The sequence below is a fragment of the Geobacillus sp. CAMR5420 genome, from assembly GCF_000691465.1.
Taxonomy (GTDB): Bacteria; Bacillota; Bacilli; order Bacillales; family Anoxybacillaceae; genus Geobacillus; species Geobacillus thermoleovorans.
The window spans coordinates 1-18,659 of sequence record NZ_JHUS01000006.1 but is presented as its reverse complement, the minus strand read 5'-3'; the positions used below and the strand labels follow the sequence as shown (position 1 = coordinate 18,659).

Annotated in this window: 15 protein-coding genes; 3 read left to right on the top strand and 12 right to left on the bottom strand. The window is 46.1% G+C overall.

Annotated elements, in window-relative coordinates; genetic code table 11:
* Nucleotides 1–18: 18 nt before the first annotated feature.
* Together pruA and DI44_RS15140 are read right to left on the bottom strand one after the other, a co-directional pair.
* Nucleotides 19–1,566, bottom strand: a complete 1,548-nt coding sequence (pruA, locus tag DI44_RS15135; RefSeq protein WP_033024513.1) for an L-glutamate gamma-semialdehyde dehydrogenase — start codon at nucleotides 1,564–1,566, stop codon at nucleotides 19–21.
* Nucleotides 1,567–1,661: 95 nt separating this feature from the next.
* Nucleotides 1,662–3,074 (bottom strand): amino acid permease, encoded by a 1,413-nt coding sequence (locus tag DI44_RS15140; RefSeq protein WP_033024512.1) that lies wholly within the window; start codon nucleotides 3,072–3,074, stop codon nucleotides 1,662–1,664.
* A 235-nt stretch (nucleotides 3,075–3,309) separates the two neighbouring features.
* Here DI44_RS15140 and DI44_RS15145 point away from each other — a divergent pair, with 235 nt between their 5' ends.
* From DI44_RS15145 to DI44_RS15155, 3 genes are read left to right on the top strand one after another with little or no spacing between them, the layout of a single operon-like run.
* Nucleotides 3,310–4,683: a sigma-54-dependent Fis family transcriptional regulator gene (locus tag DI44_RS15145; protein ID WP_033024511.1), complete on the top strand. Its 1,374-nt coding sequence runs from the start codon at nucleotides 3,310–3,312 to the stop codon at nucleotides 4,681–4,683.
* 58 nt (nucleotides 4,684–4,741) lie between these two features.
* Nucleotides 4,742–5,494 (top strand): TatD family hydrolase, encoded by a 753-nt coding sequence (locus DI44_RS15150; RefSeq protein WP_033024510.1) that lies wholly within the window; start codon nucleotides 4,742–4,744, stop codon nucleotides 5,492–5,494.
* A gap of 49 nt (nucleotides 5,495–5,543) precedes the next feature.
* Entirely contained in the window at nucleotides 5,544–6,032 is a 489-nt protein-coding gene (locus tag DI44_RS15155) for a DinB family protein (RefSeq protein ID WP_081823155.1), read from the top strand.
* 129 nt (nucleotides 6,033–6,161) lie between these two features.
* Here the strand turns inward: DI44_RS15155 and DI44_RS15160 are convergent, their stop codons facing one another.
* The 10 genes from DI44_RS15160 to hsdR form a co-directional block, all read right to left on the bottom strand.
* Nucleotides 6,162–6,944, bottom strand: coding sequence for a DUF817 domain-containing protein (locus DI44_RS15160; protein WP_033024539.1), 783 nt, complete (start codon nucleotides 6,942–6,944; stop codon nucleotides 6,162–6,164).
* 112 nt (nucleotides 6,945–7,056) lie between these two features.
* Nucleotides 7,057–7,281 (bottom strand): helix-turn-helix transcriptional regulator, encoded by a 225-nt coding sequence (locus DI44_RS15165; RefSeq protein ID WP_013144000.1) that lies wholly within the window; start codon nucleotides 7,279–7,281, stop codon nucleotides 7,057–7,059.
* Between the two features lie 10 nt (nucleotides 7,282–7,291).
* On the bottom strand, nucleotides 7,292–7,771 hold the full coding sequence (locus tag DI44_RS15170) for a DUF2975 domain-containing protein (protein WP_011229691.1): 480 nt from the start codon (nucleotides 7,769–7,771) through the stop codon (nucleotides 7,292–7,294).
* Between the two features lie 520 nt (nucleotides 7,772–8,291).
* Entirely contained in the window at nucleotides 8,292–8,897 is a 606-nt protein-coding gene (locus tag DI44_RS15175; protein WP_081823154.1) for a kinase, read from the bottom strand.
* A gap of 26 nt (nucleotides 8,898–8,923) precedes the next feature.
* A complete protein-coding gene (locus DI44_RS15180) occupies nucleotides 8,924–9,937 on the bottom strand; it encodes an ABC transporter permease subunit (RefSeq protein WP_033024508.1) in 1,014 nt (337 codons plus the stop codon).
* Entirely contained in the window at nucleotides 9,937–10,818 is an 882-nt protein-coding gene (locus tag DI44_RS15185) for an ABC transporter permease subunit (protein WP_033024507.1), read from the bottom strand. Before DI44_RS15185 ends, DI44_RS15180 begins: the two co-directional genes overlap by 1 nt.
* 81 nt (nucleotides 10,819–10,899) lie before the next feature.
* Nucleotides 10,900–11,421 (bottom strand): hypothetical protein, encoded by a 522-nt coding sequence (locus DI44_RS15190; protein ID WP_033024506.1) that lies wholly within the window; start codon nucleotides 11,419–11,421, stop codon nucleotides 10,900–10,902.
* A gap of 882 nt (nucleotides 11,422–12,303) precedes the next feature.
* Complete coding sequence (locus DI44_RS15195; protein ID WP_033024504.1) at nucleotides 12,304–13,770, bottom strand: restriction endonuclease subunit S; 1,467 nt, start codon at nucleotides 13,768–13,770, stop codon at nucleotides 12,304–12,306.
* Nucleotides 13,767–15,248, bottom strand: a complete 1,482-nt coding sequence (locus tag DI44_RS15200) for an N-6 DNA methylase (RefSeq protein ID WP_033024503.1) — start codon at nucleotides 15,246–15,248, stop codon at nucleotides 13,767–13,769. The genes DI44_RS15195 and DI44_RS15200 overlap by 4 nt, the downstream gene beginning before the upstream one ends.
* Entirely contained in the window at nucleotides 15,249–18,494 is a 3,246-nt protein-coding gene (gene hsdR / locus DI44_RS15205) for a type I restriction-modification system endonuclease (protein WP_033024536.1), read from the bottom strand.
* Nucleotides 18,495–18,659 lie beyond the last annotated feature (165 nt).

Sequence of the window (18,659 nt, the reverse complement as noted above, 5' to 3'; positions counted from 1 at the left end):
GCTGCGGCCGCCCCGCCATTAAAACATTTCCGATACGGTTTTCGCTTGCATATGGAGAATCAAATAGTCCGGGCCGCCAGCTTTCGAGTCGGTGCCTGACATGTTAAAGCCGCCAAACGGCTGATAGCCGACAATGGCCCCCGTGCAGCCGCGGTTGAAGTACAAGTTGCCGACATGGAACTCGTGCCGCGCTTTTTCGAGATTCGCCCGATTGCGCGAAATGACGGCGCCTGTCAATCCGTATTCCGTATTGTTCGCGATCTCAAGCGCATGGTCAAAGTCGCGCGCTTTCGCAAACGCCACGACCGGTCCGAAAATTTCCTCCTGCATGATGCGCGCGTTCGGGTCGACATCAGCAAACACGGTCGGCTGGATGAAGAATCCTTTCGAGTCGTCTCCTTCTCCGCCCGTCATGAGACGGCCTTCTTGTTTGCCGATTTCGATATACTCCATAATTTTGTTGTACGCCCCTTGGTCGATGACCGGGCCCATAAACGTCGCTTGCTCTGCCGGGTCGCCGACGTTGAGCTGTTTCGTCAGCTCGACGACGCGGTTCAACACTTGGTCGTAGACATCTTGAACAACAATCGCGCGCGAGCACGCCGAGCATTTTTGTCCCGAGAAGCCAAACGCTGACGCGACGATCGATTGCGCCGCCAGTTCGAGATCGGCTTCTTTATCGACGACGATGGCGTCTTTGCCACCCATTTCCGCGATGACGCGTTTCAGCCAAATTTGCCCTGGGTGCACTTTCGCTGCCCGCTCATAAATGCGGATGCCGACATCCCGCGATCCGGTGAAGCTGATAAATCTTGTGCGCGGATGGTCAACCAAATAGTCGCCGACTTCCGCGCCGCTGCCCGGGATATAGTTCAATACACCAGCCGGAAGCCCCGCTTCTTCCAACACTTCCACAAATTTATACGCCACCACCGGCGTTGCGCTCGCCGGTTTCAACAGCACCGTATTGCCCGTGACAAGCGAAGCGACCGTTGTTCCCGCCATAATGGCAAACGGGAAGTTCCACGGCGAAATGACAACCCCGACGCCAAGCGGGATATAGAAAAACCGGTTCGTTTCCCCCGGACGGCTTTCGACCGGAATGCCGTCTTTCAACTTCAACATTTGCCGGCCGTAATATTCCATAAAGTCAATCGCTTCCGCGGTATCGGCATCCGCTTCGCGCCACGGTTTGCCTGCTTCTTTCACCAGCCAAGCGGAAAACTCGTGCTTGCGCCGGCGTACGATCGCCGCCGCCCGGAACAAAATATCGGCCCGCGCTTCCGGGCTCATCCGGCTCCATGTGCGGAACGCCTCATCAGCGGTTTTCATCGCCCGCTCCGCCAGCTCTTTGTTCGCTTTCGCCACCCGGCCGACCACTTCCGTTTTGTTCGCCGGATTGATCGAAGTGATTTTGTCTTCCGTCATCACCCGCTCGCCGCCGATCACAAGCGGATAATCGCGCCCAAGCTCCGATTCCACTTTTTTGAGCGCCGCTAAAAACGCTTCACGGTTCGCTTCCACGGTAAAGTCGGTGAGCGGTTCGTGTCTGTACGGCTGCACCATTTCGTCATCCTCCTTTTAAAGGCAAAAAAATTTTTCGTTATAAAACGATTTCATAGTTATATTATGCAAATGATTATGGCTTTTTTCAATTGTTTTTACTTGGCGGCCTTGAGCTCCCCCTTTTCCGCATTTAGAGGCTGAAGCCGTTTTTTCGCCACAAGGTGGTAGTACCCGTAGCAAGCGAGCAAAAACGGAATGCCGCAGTAAAGAGCGATCCGTTGATCTGGGATAAAGGCCAGTCCGATGATCGTCGCCATATTCAACGCAAACGCGGCCAGCGGCACGAACGGATACAACGGCGTCCGGTATTTCAGATCGCGCACATCGCCGCCTTCGCGCAAAAACGCTTTCCGGCCGAAATAGCTTGACAGCGCGATGGAAGCCCACACCGTGACGGCGCCAAACCCGGCGATCGCCGTCAGCCAGACGTACACCGTATCTTCCGCATACACGCTGCACAACAGAGACAAGCAGCCGATGGCAATGCTGGCAATAAGCGCATTGATGGGCACGCCGCGTTTCGATAGCTTGCTGAAAAACGGAGTGACCATGCCTTGGCGCGACATCGACCAGAGGACGCGCGATGTCGCATATAAGCCCGAGTTGGCCACCGACAACACCGCGGTAATAATCACAAAGTTCATAATATCGGCCGCATACGGAATGCCGATATTGTCAAACACCACCACAAACGGACTCTCAACGACGCCGGCTTTCTCCCACGGAAACAAACCAGCCAGCACAAAAATGGCCAAAATAAAGAAGATCAAAATGCGCCATACGGTGTTGCGCAACGCAACCGGCACCGTTTTTTCCGGCTCGCGGCTTTCCCCCGCGGCCACGCCGACCAATTCCGTCCCTTGGAACGAAAAGTTCACAAGGATCATGGTCGTAAAGATGGCCCAAAACCCGTTTGGAAACAATCCGCCATGATCAGTAAAATTCGAGAAAAACGGAGCGGGTTGTCCATTTTTCATATGGATGACTCCGAACATCGCCGCCAGACCAAGAACAATAAAGGCGATGACCGTCAGCACCTTGATGCTCGAAAACCAAAACTCCACCTCGCCAAATCCTTTGACAGACAACGCATTGATCAAAAACAACAATAAAGCAAAGACGGCGCAAAACACCCATGTCGGCACATCGGGAAACCATCGTTTCATGAGGATGCTGACAGTGAGAAGCTCGATGCCGACCGTCACCGACCAGTTCAGCCATGACAGCCAACCGATGCAATACCCCACTGCCGGCGAGATGAACTTCGTCGCATACGTCTGATACGACCCGGCATCAGGAATTCTCACGGCCAATTCTCCTAACGAAAGCATTGTCAAATACATGACCAATCCGCCAAAAAGATAAGCAACGACGGCCCCTCCTGGCCCCGCCTCATGAATCGTATAACCCGATCCTAAAAACAAACCGGTGCCGATCACTCCGCCTAGCGCGATCATAAATAAATGCCTGCTTTTTAGCTCTCGTTTCAGTTCTTGCACTGGTTGCATCCGAAAACTCTCCCCTCTCTATGATAGATTCCGCAACCGCTTACATTTTTATCAAACGAACAGCAACCTCCTTTTATGCAAAATTATTTTTCAATTTCTAATGTATTACAACTTTATTATGAAATGATTTTTTTCTATTTTCAATATATTTAGCAAAAAATTTTTTCACATCTTTCTTTCCCTTCCTGTCTCCCGTCCACCTTATGCTATAATACAAAAAAGAGAGGTGCTGATCGTGAACCGGGATATGGAAACGCTTTTATCAATGTATGAGCAAATTCTCGAAATGATCGACCTTGGCGTCCATGCGGTCGATCAACATGGGAAAACCGTCATTTACAACCGGAAAATGCGGGACATCGAGGGTATGAACATCGAGGACGTGCTCGATAAAAATATTTTGGACGTCTTCCGCTTCAACCCGGAGCAGCCGAGCACATTGCTTGAAGCGCTGCGCACCGGTGAAAGCATTCTGAACAAGCAGCAAACTTATTTCAATAACAAAGGACAAGCCGTGACAACGGTCAATCAAACACACCCGCTGCAAAAAGACGGGCGCATCATCGGTGCAGTGGAAATCGCCAAAGACATCACCAAATTCCGCAAGCTGATCCAAGAGCACCACCAACGCGGTGAAGCCGGTCGCACGTTTGCGGACATCATCGGCCAAAGCGAAGCCATGCAAAAGGCCATCCGCCTTGCTCGTCATGCCGCCCGCTCCGAGGCGTCTGTGCTGCTCATTGGGGAGAAAGGGACAGGAAAAGACTTGCTCGCTTCCTGCATTCACCACGAAAGCGAACGGCGAGCCAAGCCGTTTTTTGCGCAAACGTGTTTGTCGCTTCCGGACGATTGGATGGAAACGATGCTGTTTGGCAACGAAGAAGACGGCGAGATCCAGCCCGGCTTGTTTGAACAAGCGGACGGCGGCACCGTCCTGCTTGACGATATTGACTCGTTAAGCCTGCCGCTTCAACAAAAACTTGCCCGTTTCCTGCAAGAAAAACAGTTTGTCCGCGCCCATGGCCAAGAACCGGTTCGTGCGGACGTTCGCCTCATCGCCTCGACAAGCGGCGACCCGATTGACGCGGTCCAAAACGGAGAATTGCTCAAATCGCTTTACTACCAAATTGCCGTCCACTGCATCGTCCTGCCGCCGTTGCGCGAACGGAAAGAGGACATTTTGCCGCTCGCTATCCATTTCATCCGTCAAGGCAACGAGCGCTATGGCCTACATGTCGAAGGACTCGGCGATGACGTGCAAGAGGCGTTTCTCGCTTACAGCTGGCCCGGCAACGTGCGCGAGCTTGAGGCCGTCATTTTGGAAACGATGGCGACGATGGAACAAGAACAAACCATCACCCTCGCCCATCTGCCTGCCCCTTTTCGAGCCAAGCTGGCGCCCGACGAAACGAAAACGGACTTTTTATTTGATACGGAAGACATTTTGCCGCTTGACAAATACATGGAAGAAGTCGAAATTTACTACATCCGCAAGGCGCTGCAGCATCACGGCTTCAACATCACCAAAACGGCTAAAGCGCTTGGTTTGAGCCGACAAAACTTGCAATACCGCATCCGCAAGTACCAGATTGATAAGGAGTGGGGATGAAAAGGCGGAAAGCCTCAGCCAGCGGGACGGCAAAAGGAACAGGGGGAGGTCGCTGTGGATGATCGACGCTCATATTCATCTCGACCAGTACACGGACATCGATGAACAAATCAACCGTTGGCAAGAAGCGGGCATCACCGGCGTCGTCGCCGTATCCACCGATTTGCGCTCCAGCTGCCGAACGCTTGAGTTGAAACAGCGGTTCCCTTCCTTCGTCTACGCCGCCATCGGCTTTCATCCCGAGCAACCGCTGCCAAGCGAAGCCGATTGGAACGAATGGACAGAACTTGTCAAGCAAGAGCGGCCGCTGCTCGCCGCCATCGGCGAAGTCGGGCTGCCATACTATTCAGCGGAAGCATGCGCCAAGCTGCCCGCGTATCAAGAACGATTAACTGAAATTGCGGCCATCGCCGCGGATGCCTCCTTGCCGCTCGCCCTTCACGCCGTCTACGACCGCGCCGAAACCACCTTGGCCATCTTGCAGCAAGCTGGCGTCCGACAAGCCCATTTCCACTGGCTGAAGGCCGAGCCTGCCGTGGTCAAACAAATCGTCCAATGCGGCTACTACATCTCCGTCACGCCGGAAGTGTGCTACCGCGAGCGCGACAAGCAGCTGTTATCCCTCGTTCCCATCGAGCAGCTGCTCCTTGAAACCGATGGCCCATGGCCGTTTGCAGGCCCGTTTGCCGGAAAACTGACGACGCCGTTATGGCTATTGGACTCCGCGCGAGCCGTGGCGGCACACTATGGCCGAGATATCGAACAAGTCAAAACCATGATCACGGCGAACACAAAACGGCTTTACGGTTGATCTTCCTTATCGTACGATGAAACCAAATCTACATCGAAATGAGGGAAACATGATGGATCATAATGAGCGAGTGCGCCAACAGCTGATCAAAAGCGTTTCCGGGCTGTCGGACGAACAGCTGAACACTCGAGTGGCGGACGGAAGTTGGACGATCGCCCAAGTGCTCGAACACCTGTACTTAATCGAAACATCGATCGCAGCCATGATCGCCTATACATTGACGCATGGCGAGAGCCAACCGGTCGAGGAGAAACCGATCCACTTGACCGTTGATCGTTCGAAAAAAGTGGAGGCGCCTGATTTCGCCCGCCCGGACAACCGCTTTTTCACTCGACACGAACTGGAAGAAAAATTACGCCAATCGCGGCAGCGGTTGCGCCAAATCACGGAGCAAGCCAATCCGGCCGATTTGGAAGCCAAATCGTTTCCGCATCCGGTTTTTGGGCCGTTGAATTTGAAGCAATGGGTGGAATTTGTCGGCTATCATGAACAGCGCCACCTCGCGCAAATGGAAGAAATCAAAGCACAGCTTCCATAAGGAGCAGCCTTCATCTGCTTCATCCACGATCCTCATGAATGCCAAAAGCCGAGCAACGACCAGCCAAATCCCCGCCCTGCTCGGCTTACAATGATTTTCCATCTTCAAGTAAACGCTCCATCGCTCCTGTCACAGGGATTGTTCGTTATGGAGGTATCTCCCCTTCACTTGCTTTAACGTCGCCACGATGAGAAAACTGACAATGACCAACAAACACCAGGAGCTCACTTTTCCTACGTGAACGAGGCTCCACGCCTTCGCCTGGTTTGGATATTGCCAAGCGCCAAAAAAGGTGGCGATGTTTTCAGCGATCCAGATGAAAAACCCGATCAGCAAAAAGGACAAAACAAGCGGCATCCGGTAGCGGATTCCCCCAACCTCATACGTCACCCATGACCGCCAAAAGACAAGCATGACGAGGCTCGAGAGCCACCAACGAACGTCCACCCAATAATGGTGGGTGAAAAAATTCAAGTAAATCGCCGAAGCGAGAGGAACGACCATCCAAAACGGCGGCCATTGCACCAACTCCACCTTCAGCCTTCGCCACGCCTGGCAAAGATAGCTGGCGACGCTCGCATACATAAACCCGCTGTACAAGGGCACGCCAAAGATTTTCGTATACCCCTCTTCCGGATACGACCACGAACCCATGCGCACTTTAAACAGCTCGAGCGCAAGTCCAATGACGTGGAACAAGGTGATCACTTTGAGTTCATCCCGCGTTTCCAGCCGTGACCGCACCATCCACCATTGCATGAGAAGGCAAATAACAAGCAGCCAATCATACCGCGGCAATAGCGGAAGCGGCGCGATCTTCGTCAGCGCCAATGAGGCAAAAATGACAACCGGAAACACGCAAGACAACGCCTGCGCCCAACCGAAGCGAACAAGCTGCACAAACGCTTTGATCAGCCGCGACTTTCTGCAAAACTGGCGCACCCGGACTATCATGAGGCAAAGCGGTGGGTATTCGTTCACCGCTACCTCGTGTTTCTCCCCTTTCAAGCCGTCTCCTCCCTACTCACGGATTTGACTCCCCTTCATCACTTCGATACTCCAAAATGTCCCCGGGCTGGCAGTCGAGCGCCTTGCAAATGGCTTCGAGCGTCGAGAAACGGATCGCCTTCGCCTTCCCGTTTTTCAAGATCGACAAATTCGCCATCGTGATCCCGACTCTCTCAGACAGCTCGGTGACGCTCATCTTCCGCTTCGCCAACATGACATCAAGATTCACGATAATCGGCATGTCATCCACCTCAAATGGTCAACTCATTTTCTTGTTTGATTTCAATCGCCTGCTGCAGCAGCTTTTGCAAAACCGCGGCGAACACAGCGATGACAAGCGACGCAAACGGCACAATCAGACCGACGAAAATGACACCCGGAGCGTCGTCTTTCTCGGCGAACAAGTAAAACAGCGGCAAGACAAGCAAATGCAGCCCGCTGATGGCGACGGCGCAATGTTTGATCGTCTTTAACGCTTTCACCGACGCCTCGGAAAACGCGTCGTTTCGGTCAATATACACTAACAACCGGAACGCCTGATACAAAGCGAAGTAGAACGGCAGCGCGGACGCCTCAAACACAAGATAAACAAAATACTTGATCCAAGGGAACGTTGGCACCAGCTTGACAGCCACCTTCGCAAGCGCAGGCACCAAAAATAGGCACAATGCCAAAACCGGAAGGCCGATCAACACTAAAGACGCCTTCAAAAACAACGTTTCCCGTTTCATCGAAACACCTCACTGACTCGTTTTCGACTTTATTGTAATGAATGTCTTATCGTTTATCAATAAATAATTATTGATTTAAATTAAATTTTTTCTGCAAAACAACAAAAAGAAAAGACGTCCCCACACGGGAACGCCCGACCATACCTATTGAGACGACAGGCACACCGTATTCACTTCCACGCCGCCCATTACCAATCGATTCGCTTTCCATCCCGGAAAAAGCCGCCGTTCGGCCCGTCAGACCCGATTCTGCTATTTAACCGCACTCCCCCCAATTACTCGTTTTTCATCGACAGCGCGTGCTTTCGCGGAAATCATAATAGGATACCCTCCTTCAATCCATAAATTTAATCAACACCTGTCTATCATTATAAAAGAAAGAGGGCACTTTCAATGGTTAGATCAAGACAATTCGTTGATTATTCAACAAATTGTATGAAATTATCGATGATCGATTCGATGTTTTCTTTTCCAACATCGTCATCCTCGCAAAGGAACAAACCCTACCAAAGATTCCCGATCATGAGGTCATATCGAAAACAACATCCGCCCGTTTAATCGGCTCTTCGGTTTCCAAATAATAGTCTTCTGCTTTCCAATACCGGTTGATGAACTTTTGGATGTTTTGTTTCACTTGATCGTTTTCACGGGCAAAGCGAATCTCTCGCGGACAATCCAAATAGACGACGAAGTCAAAAAACGGCCTCCATTCTTTCCTTTGCAGAAAAACATCTTCAATCATGATCATGTCCGAATCAGAGAGGTAAACTGTTCGCTTGGAGTGCGTATCGGTCTCATGATCATAAAACGGGAGGGTCAGCTGGTGGGATGCTTTGAGTTGACGGAACAACTGATGCGTTAGCCACTCCACATCCCACTGTAAATAATAATATTCAAACCATTCCTCGTTTCCCGTATGATAACGTTTGGCGCGCTCGACAATATGATCATCCATGTGAAAAACGCACACGGAGATGCCTTGCTCCCGCAACGTTTGACTCAGCTGATTGGCTAATGTCGTTTTGCCCGATCGGCTTAGCCCATCAATCCCGAGGACCAATCGGCCCGCTGTTTTTATCGCCAAAATGGTCTTGCATAAGAAGTCGATGCGATCACGCAACCCCATCCCCCCTCATGTATTTTTAGGATAGCCTATTTATAAAGTACAAATTCAAAATCGCTCTGCTGCGGCGGAAAACAAGCGGTTTTTCCCGATGAACTCCGCTGTTTTTTCCGCTGCTTCCGTTTTCCTTTTCCAGCGATCACTTGCTCTAACCCTTTTCCCATTAATTTGAAGGCAAAAATTGCAACGATAAAGGCAACACACGGCCCGACAACAATCCATTGGTCAAGCATCATTTCCCGATAGGAAAGACCGATCAAGCCGGACCATTCGTTCGAAAGGGAGAACGCCACCTTCTCGGGAGGGCCCAACCCATCGGAATCGTATATAACTTTTACGCCTCCTAGCAATATTTGAAACGCCCCGAGATGCACAAGCAGCAAGAGCGACTGCACAGTCTGCTGGGTAAACAGCAAAAACAGACGCGGCCGCATATACGGGAGAACGTGCTTGCGGATGAGCCAAACGTTATCAGCTCCCATCAGCCGGGAAGAAACGACAAATTCATTTTGCAAAAAGACAGCGATATCATTGCCGATGACCAGCATTAACGGCGGAAGCGCAACAGCCGCAAGCACCAATAGTTGTTTTATCAACACTCCCATTCCAGCTCCTTGCTCCTCCAATGGAATGAAAGCAAAAAAGAGCATCGTTAAAAAGATCGCCGGCACAAACCGAAAGGCGCGGACGATGGACTCGGCAATAAACCGAAATTTCTGTAAATAAAAAGCATACATGATTCCGCCGACCGTCCCGAACGCCAGCCGCAGCAAACTGACCGCCAATGCGGTGAAAATCGTATATTTCGCCCCATCGATGACCTTCCAAAACACATCTTCGCCTTGGCGATCGACGCCAAATGGATGGACCCAGCTCGGCGGGTACGGAGGAACGTCAACGAGCCGCCCAGCCTCATTGTAGATCCGCTCCGGCGGCTGTGGAATGATGTCTTTCAGCCAATAAGAATATAAAAAACTGGCCAGCAATAGACCGGCCGCGATGATAAACCCTGTCGTAAAATAAACGTTGCGGAATGCGCGCATCACGCTACCCCCCTCTCGATTCCCGTCAAATAAGCAATCACTCGTTTCCCGGCCACATCAATGATGTAAAACGGCAAAAACAGCATGGCAAGACCGATAGCCACTACTTCCGGCGTATGGAGCTGCTCATACAAAAACCGGAAAAATCCGTGCATATTAAACAAATATTCCGCCACTAACAAGTTCGACAGCATAAACCAAAATAAATATTGCACGTTAGAAAACACGGTGATCAGCGCGTTGCGGAACATATGGCGCCATAGCACTGCCGTTTTTGACAATCCTTTCGCTAGCGCATATTCGACGTATGGCTTGTCTTTTTCCTCCGTAAACGCAAGAAATGTCATTTGGAACAGCAGAATGGAAGGCAAAATGGAAATCATGACAATCGGCAGCACGTATACATTGTCAAAACCGGCAACAGGATTGACAATAAGCAAATCTGTCTTTTTAAACACCCAGATGACAAACAGTTGCGTAGAAAAAATAAAAATAACATCGGGGATCGACTCAAGAAAAAACGCGATTCCTTTAACCATTTTTTGCAGCGGACGCGGAAGCAAAAAGCAGATGTAGGCTCCCGTAACGGCTATAAGGAAGGAAACAGCCAGCGCCCCCCATAAAATAATAAGGGAATAGGCATACGGCTCCATCATCGTTGAGAGCAGGGGAGCATTGTGCCATTGCGAGAGCGAAACCGTTATATCACGAATAGAAAAAAAGCTCCAAAACAGCTGCTGAAATTGCTGCCAAAATACCGTGACCATTTGCGGGCTCGGAAACAAGGAATAGCTTTGCGCAAACGCGATAATCGCCATAATCGTGAAAATGGTAAGGAACAAATCCGCCAGCACCGTCAAGGCGAGTTTCCATTTCTTCATAAGGCTGATCCCCCTCCTTCGGAGCATGGGCAACCGATTGCTTGATGTTCCTTTCAGCTGTAAGCTGCCAGTGCTTACCGTTTAATAAGATGGTGCCGGAGGAGGCAATGTTTCTGCTAACATGGATTGCTGTCCTCCCATTCCATCGCCTATTTTCAAGATGCGGTCATACATTTTAATTCCTACATATGTTTGTCCGTCTGTTTGATATTCTACTCTGCCCGACGAGTCTTTTTTGATAAGCTCTCCCTTTTCACCATACTTTTCTTTTACTTGCTTCGGCTGCAATTCTGGCAAAAACATCACGTCCAGCTCATATTCCTTAGCTCGCTCCGGTCTTTTCGCGCTCCATGAATAACTTCCGTCTTCCCCAACTTTTACTTTTTCCTCGAGTACCTGTTTGCCCCCCTCGATTTCTTTCATAACAATTTGAACGACGGCGCCTTTTGACAGATTGCTGTTTCCGCTTAGCACCACTAGGTCACCGATTGTTTTGACCGCACCACCTAATTTTACCGTTTGCTCCACTTTCGGTTTGGCACAGCCAACTAGCACCAATAGCAACAACAACGTAAGGACCACCGTCATTCGGATATCCTTCATAAAAACCCTCCTTATATGTATGTATAAGCATCTTTCAATAAAGAGGTTCATCACCGAAAGATGTACTTGACTTTTAGGAAGAAGCATGGTAGTGTCCCTTCCAACTTAACAAAAATAACCAAAAATGGAAACCTATCTTTTTTTACATCTTCATCATGAAAAACTTTTTTGTCAAGTACATTTTGTGGTGGAGATCCATTTTCTATAAATCATACCATATTTTTATCTTGATAAACTCCTTATATTATGAAATTTTTGTTACTATTCCAATTTATCCCTTTGCGAAGCCTTGCTTTATCAACTGTATAGGGTTCCTACTTTTTTCTGGTAAATGATGACCTATCATGAACTGCACTCCAATTGTTAGACACCACTAACCAATGGAGGCGCAGTTTTTATATGACTAAATAAGTTTAGAAACTCAATTAGCTGCAGTAGGGCTTATCTTGAAGGGGGAATTTTATTCCCGCTATATTTGGATTTTATCCGGCTTTAGCAGATTCCTTCTTCTATGACTAGTTTGGCGACATGAAGGTCTCCTCTTTTAGTTCCAAATAAAAAATCGAGAAAAGCACCTTTAGGTACCTTTCTCGATTCCCTTCAATCCTATTTCCTTCTCCCTAATTGGAATCCCATCCTCGTTGCCAATCAAACTGAATTGAATTTGTTTCGCTTCGATACGATCGCGAGTATAAGGCTTTTTTTGTCATTCAACAACAGTCTTGTTAAGTGACAAAAAAGTTGTATACTGAAAAGTCCATTGAAAAAGCAAAACACCGTTCAGAGACATGAACGGTGTAACAAAAAAGTTGTATACTCATTTTACAATTTTTTGAATCAGCCGATTAAAAAGTGACAAAATTGTTGTATACTCAATTTCCTTTATCTGGATTTTAAAACTTCCTTCAAAAGCTCTATTGCACTTTCTTCAGTTGGATCATTTGTTCCAAGTTCTCCATGGAAGGCTTTGTTAAGGATAGATTGGCGTAGTGAATCTATTTCCCCTTCTAATGTCTCTATTTTACTAATTTCGACTTCTTTAACATACAACTTATCCAATAACTCAACAATTTTGTCTTGTTCTCTTTTTGGGGGTAATGGAAATAAATAATTTTCTAAAAATGATTTTGGTACACGTTGTTGACCTACTGCGCCTGTCATTTCTTTTTTAGCTTCCATCCTAAATTTTTTAGATCGAAGTAAATAATATATTAACTTGATGTTAATATAAGAGTTTGTTCTAATTACATGAAACTCTGTTGATCCAAATCCAAACCCATTTATTAAATTTTGCGCAATAGCTGTTTTTCCATTTTCCATACATGGAGTTATTTTGGCAAAAAGAATGTCATTCTCAAGGAAAAATGTATAACCTTTCTTTACTTTAGCATATTCCCTAATTTCTGGATTTTCTATTTCACCAGTTTTATCACTTATAGAAGTCATAGGAATAAATGTGCAAATTTGATCATCTTCTATATCCGCTAACTTCTTCTTAGGTGGGTTAATATCGACAATATCACCTAATCTAACCCATCTCCAATTTTGAGGGATTTGATAAGGTGGATTAATTTCGTGTTCATCTTTTTTGTTGCTTTTTTTATAGACCTTTTGAATTTCTTTAAAAATATCATCAGCTTTTTCAGTCATTGAGTTCTTAGATCGCCATTTTTTAGTTAGCTCTCCTCGAAATGCCTTGTCTAAAATGCTTTCCCAGCGAAGTTCAAACGACCCTTTTACTTCTTCAATCAACCGCTTTGCTTCATCAAGCTTAGCAAAAAGCCGCTCGACCTTCTCAGCAATGCGTTTTTGTTCGTTTAAGGGAGCTAAAGGCACCTCTATTTCCTTTAGCCTACTCGCTTTTATCCCAGAAACAGTAGTTCCAGTAGCGTTACTTTTAATTAGAGCTTGCATTTGTGGACTCATTAAACAATATTTAAAGAAAGTCTTTTCAAGTGGCTGATAAGGGGAGATTGTGATAATCCTTTGAGCGAGCGCAATTTTCTCATTAATATCTAATTGAGCCACATTCCCTAGAGGTGCTTCGGTTGTAAATAATATATCACCCACATTTGGAATCCCTCTAGTCATCCATGAATCATAATCTTTTTCACTAATAAATTCTTTAGGTTCGTCTTGAATATAACCCATCCTGACGTTTTTAGCGGTGATTAGTCTTATACCTGATTCAGTTTTTTTAGGTGTCTTACCTCGATAGTCAATAAACCTAGTAATACTACCTAGTCTCACCCATACCCAATTCTCCGGCACTGGATACGGCTGTTCTTCTTCAGGTACTAACGCTTCTTCGAGTAGTTCTTCGATAGACTTTTGTTTCTTTTTGCTCATTTTTCAAGCACCTCAGATGTTTCTGCCACTTTTAGTATTTCTTTAGAAGTCATTTGGTAGCTATTAGGTTGTTCGACAGCTTTTAATTCGGCAATGACTTCGTTTAATAAAGAGATAGCTATTTCTAATTTTTCCACCGCTTCTTCTGCGGAGTCAATTGGGTCTGGCAAGTTTTCGTAGACGGACAGGGATTCATCAGCAATTAGACCAATATCTAAGCTATCGCCATTTTTCGCAATTTCTTCACGAGTAAAGACATTCCAGCGCTCATCTTTGACTTTACGGCGGTCTTCTGCTGTGTAAGCTTTAATAAATCCTTCAAAATGTTCTTTAGTTAGCGGATTCCGCTTACCGAAGGAAGGCATGTTTGTACGTAAATCGTACACCCATACTTCTTTCGTATTGCCGACATCTGTTTTCCCGCGAGTAAAGAATAAGACGTTCGTTTTCACTCCTTGGGCATAAAAAATCCCTGTCGGCAAGCGTAAAATGGTATGCAAATTACATTTGTCCATTAAGTCACGACGAATGTCAGCACCAACTCCACCTTCAAACAATACGTTATCAGGCAAAATAACCGCAGCACGGGCTTTCCCGTTTGGTTTCAGCGCTCGATAAATATGCTGCAGGAAATTTAGCTGTTTGTTCGATGTCTTAAAGGTAAAGTCAGTTCGTGTTGCCTGCTCGCCGCCTTTTTTTGTTCCAAAAGGCGGATTCGTCAAAATCACATCATAATTTTTCAAACTTTCACCAAGTGATGAGAGGGTATCACCTAACAGGATTTCTCCATGAATATCATGAAGCAACGCATTCATGATCGCTAAGCGATGCGTATCTCTTACAAGCTCCACTCCCGAGAAAGCTTTATATTTTTGGAACTCTATTTCTTCTTGTGACAAATCAAAATAATCATCCGTTTGCTCACGAACATGACGGTCCGCCGCGATCATAAAGCCGAATGTCCCCGCAGCAGGGTCATGGCAGCGCTCGCCCGGCTTCGGATTGACCAGTTTTACAATGACATCAATGAGGACGCGAGGCGTAAAATATTGCCCCGCTCCCGATTTGACTTCACTCGCGTTCTTTTCTAACAGTCCTTCGTACAAATCACCTAAACCTTCTTGTTTCGCGTTATACCAATCTAAGTTATTGATGGATTGAATAATTTTTTCTAGGTTCTTTGGTTCTCTAATATTCGATGTCGCGTCCGTATAAATTTGCTTTAATAATTCATTTTCCTCTTTTCCTAAATCAAGTAACAACTGTTGATAATGCTCTTTTAGTTCAATCCCGTCTTTTTCTACTAACGAATCCCAGCGATATTTTTCTGGAATGATATATTCTTGACCAGTTTCTTTCATCATTTTTAAGAACAGCAAATACGTTAACTCTGTCACATATTGGTGATAGGTAATGCCGTCATCACGAAGCACGTTACATAAATTCCATAGCTTTTGGACGATTTCTCTGTTGTTCATCTACGCTTGCTCCTTCTTAGAATGATAGTTGTATAAGTTGTAATTAATTTCCCGAACGATGTGAGCTAATTGTCCGTCGAAAATTTTATTTAATTGTTTAAAGCCTCCGTGGCTTTTAAATGGCTCATATTCAAACGCTTTTTCCGGATCTGGATGAAGAACATATTCTTGCAGTAATTGCTTTTCAATGCGTTCGAGCCATTTCTTTTGCACCGGCGGCCATGCTTTCATTTGGTAAATTTTTTTCATGGCGTTTTTAATTCGTTCTTCATGGCTAATGAGCGGATCGCCTAATGCTTGCTGGCGAATGAAGGCGATGATGTCCGCCGCGATGTCTTCGTTTTTCGCCTCCCGCCATGCCGCTTGCAGTTTTTTCTCGGAAAAGCCTTTTTGGTCCAATTCGAGCAGCAGTTTTTTCAGTTCTTCTCTCGTTAATTCGGTTGGACGTTGACAAACAATCATTAAAGCTGGGATTTTGTTCATATTGTTGCGAATAAATTCACCGAACGATTGCAAATAGTCATCTGGCTTTTCCGCATTTCCGTATCCGCGTTTTACCGCAATCAACTTATCTTCATGTTTAGAAATATATTGCTTATTTTCCCGGTAGCGATTTTCATCCATATAGCGGAACATCGACTTGTACTCTTTTAATTGTACAGGTAATTCATCCGGCTGCAAGGCTTTTACCCAATCGATAAACTCATCGACCGTTTTGCCCCCGGACAGCACTTTAAAGTCTTGGTGCTGCCTATCGGACCATTTCCGCTTTTTCCGCTGGATTTTGGCAATAATTTGTTCTTTTTGATATTGAAGATGTTCCGTTTTTTCTAGTCCCTCTAATTCTTCGACTAATTGAGTCAGCGAAATATTCGGACGCGTTACAACCGGCTTCATGCTTGTATATGGTTTTAAAGATTCATAAATCCCAACCGCATCAAAAATTTTAAAATGGTCTTTTTGGATTTCTTCGCATCTTCTCGTTGCGCGTCCTAACATTTGTTCATACAGAATGCGCGAGCGAACACGCCGTAAGAAGACAAGATTCGTAATCGCCGGCACGTCCACACCCGTCGTCAGCAAATCAACCGTAACGACAATTGTTGGATATTTTTCGTTTTTAAAACGGCGGATCGCACCAGAAGGATCTTTAATCGAACCGGTAATTTTCATCACCGCGTTGTCTTCGACTTCACCGTATAGTTTTTCGAACTCTTCTTTTAAAAGGCGAACGACTAAGTCAGCATGATCATCAGTGGCAGCAAAAATTAACGTTTTTCCTTCATCATCCGGAGAAATATATTTCGTCAATTCACGAATGATGACACGATTAAAGCTTTCCGTAATGACTTTTGTGTTAAACTGAGACACATCAATATTGACTTCGTCTTCTAAATACTCTTGAGAAATCGTTCCTGTCACCGTGTCATACACATCGACCGTTTCCCCTTTCGCCCACGTAATCCCTTCTTTTTTCAACACCGTTTCAAATTGATACGGGGGTTCATGGTCGACTAAATAGCCATCCACTACCGCTTCCCGATAAGAATACGTGAAGACAGGCGGACCAAAGATCTCCGTCGTATGAAGTGCCGGCGTCGCCGTCAATCCGATGCGGACGGCATCAAAATAATCGAGCACTTTGCGGTATTTGCTGACATAGTCTTGATGATCTCTAAATTGCAGTTCCACCTCATCCATTTCTTTATCTAACGTATAACCGCGATGGGCTTCGTCCACAATAATGCAGTCATACTGATCCACAGGCGGGATGTCTTCCGAGCGGTCGTTATAAAAAATTCGTTTTAACATTCCTTGTACGGTAGCGATATGCACTTTCGTTTCGTCATCTGGTTTTTGATCGTATAACGATTGTAAGCTATAAATTTCGGTGAACGTATGAAAACTTTCCATCTTGCTTTCTTTAAAAGCACTTTCTGCTTGTTCCGCTAGCGCTTTTCGGTCGACAAGGAATAAAATTCGATGAAAACGCTTTGCTTTGAGCAATCGGTAAATGAGACCAATTGCCATTCTCGTTTTCCCTGTTCCGGTTGCCATTGCGATTAAAATACTGCGTTTTTTCTCTTCCAGTGCTTTTTCAACAGCTTGAATGGCTTTCACTTGGTAAGGTCTTAATTTCAGATAATCAAATTTTTCATCACGCAAAAATTGTTCCGAACGTTCGACATCTTGCTCTAACAATTTTTTTAACCCGCGAGGAGTGTACCAGCCTTGCAGCGGGCGTGGATGGTTCGTCGATTTTCGGGCATCTAAAAACCAAATGCCTGATTTTTGCTCTAACTGTTTTAGATATGGTCTCCCATTTGTCGCAAAGAGAAATGGAACAAAGTAATCTCCCCACGGCTCATGGATCACTTCATTACCATGTCGAACGACTAATTTTGCATATTCTTTTGCTTGTTCAATGTCGGATGGAATATCTTTGCTGGCGCGTTTCGCCTCAATGATTCCCACTAGTTCAAGGCCAATAAATAGCGCGTAATCAGCGTAACCGCGTTTTAAAGGCCATTCCGCAATTGCCATGTTTCGCCCCTTTTCCGGACGAACTCCTTTGGAGAACCGTAACTTTTCAGAGTCAGCCTCCCATCCAGCATCTCGTAATTGTTGGTCAATAAGAATACGGGTTTCTGCCTCCGTCAATTCAAAGTTAGCGATGGCACGTTGAGAAAATTCACGTCGTTTTTGCTTTTCTTCACTGCTAATATATAGCTGTTCTTTCCGTATCTTTTCAAGCTCTATTTCCAATTGAGCAAGCTTTTCTTCGTATGACTTAACTACATGATCCAACTCATCTGCTGATATAGATGTTTGTGGTGTCGGTTCGATATACTCTGGAGCTTGGAATGACCAATCGCCATACACTTCCATAAACCAAACTGCAATTCGGAACGCCATATGCAATAAAGCTTTTGCTTCGTTTACTTCTCCATAACTCGGATTATGTACCGCTTCATTCCCTTTCAACCGAATGACCGTAAATAAGTCATATATTTCTTTCGGGATAATTTGCTCGTAAAACAGAACTCTTAGACGTTCTTGCTGATCAGTTCCACGTTCTTCCCTAATTTCTTCTAAAGCTAAAATATATTTTGTAATCGTTTCTGCAAATTTTCTTAACTCACTAATCGTCACGTTTGGATTTTGATATACATTTCGTTCCGCCGTTTCCCCAACACGGGCGAGAACTTCCCACTTATCTTTTAAGAATTCGAAGTTGCTTGATATCATGTTTATCCCCCACTATGATTCAATTCCTCCAATAAATAACCGCTCTAATTACCAGCCCATTATTAAGAAACATCATTCCTTATTACATGAATAATAGTCTAATTAAATGTTATTAAATCACGAGTGTTGATTATCCAAAATTATACATACGCCTTCCATAAA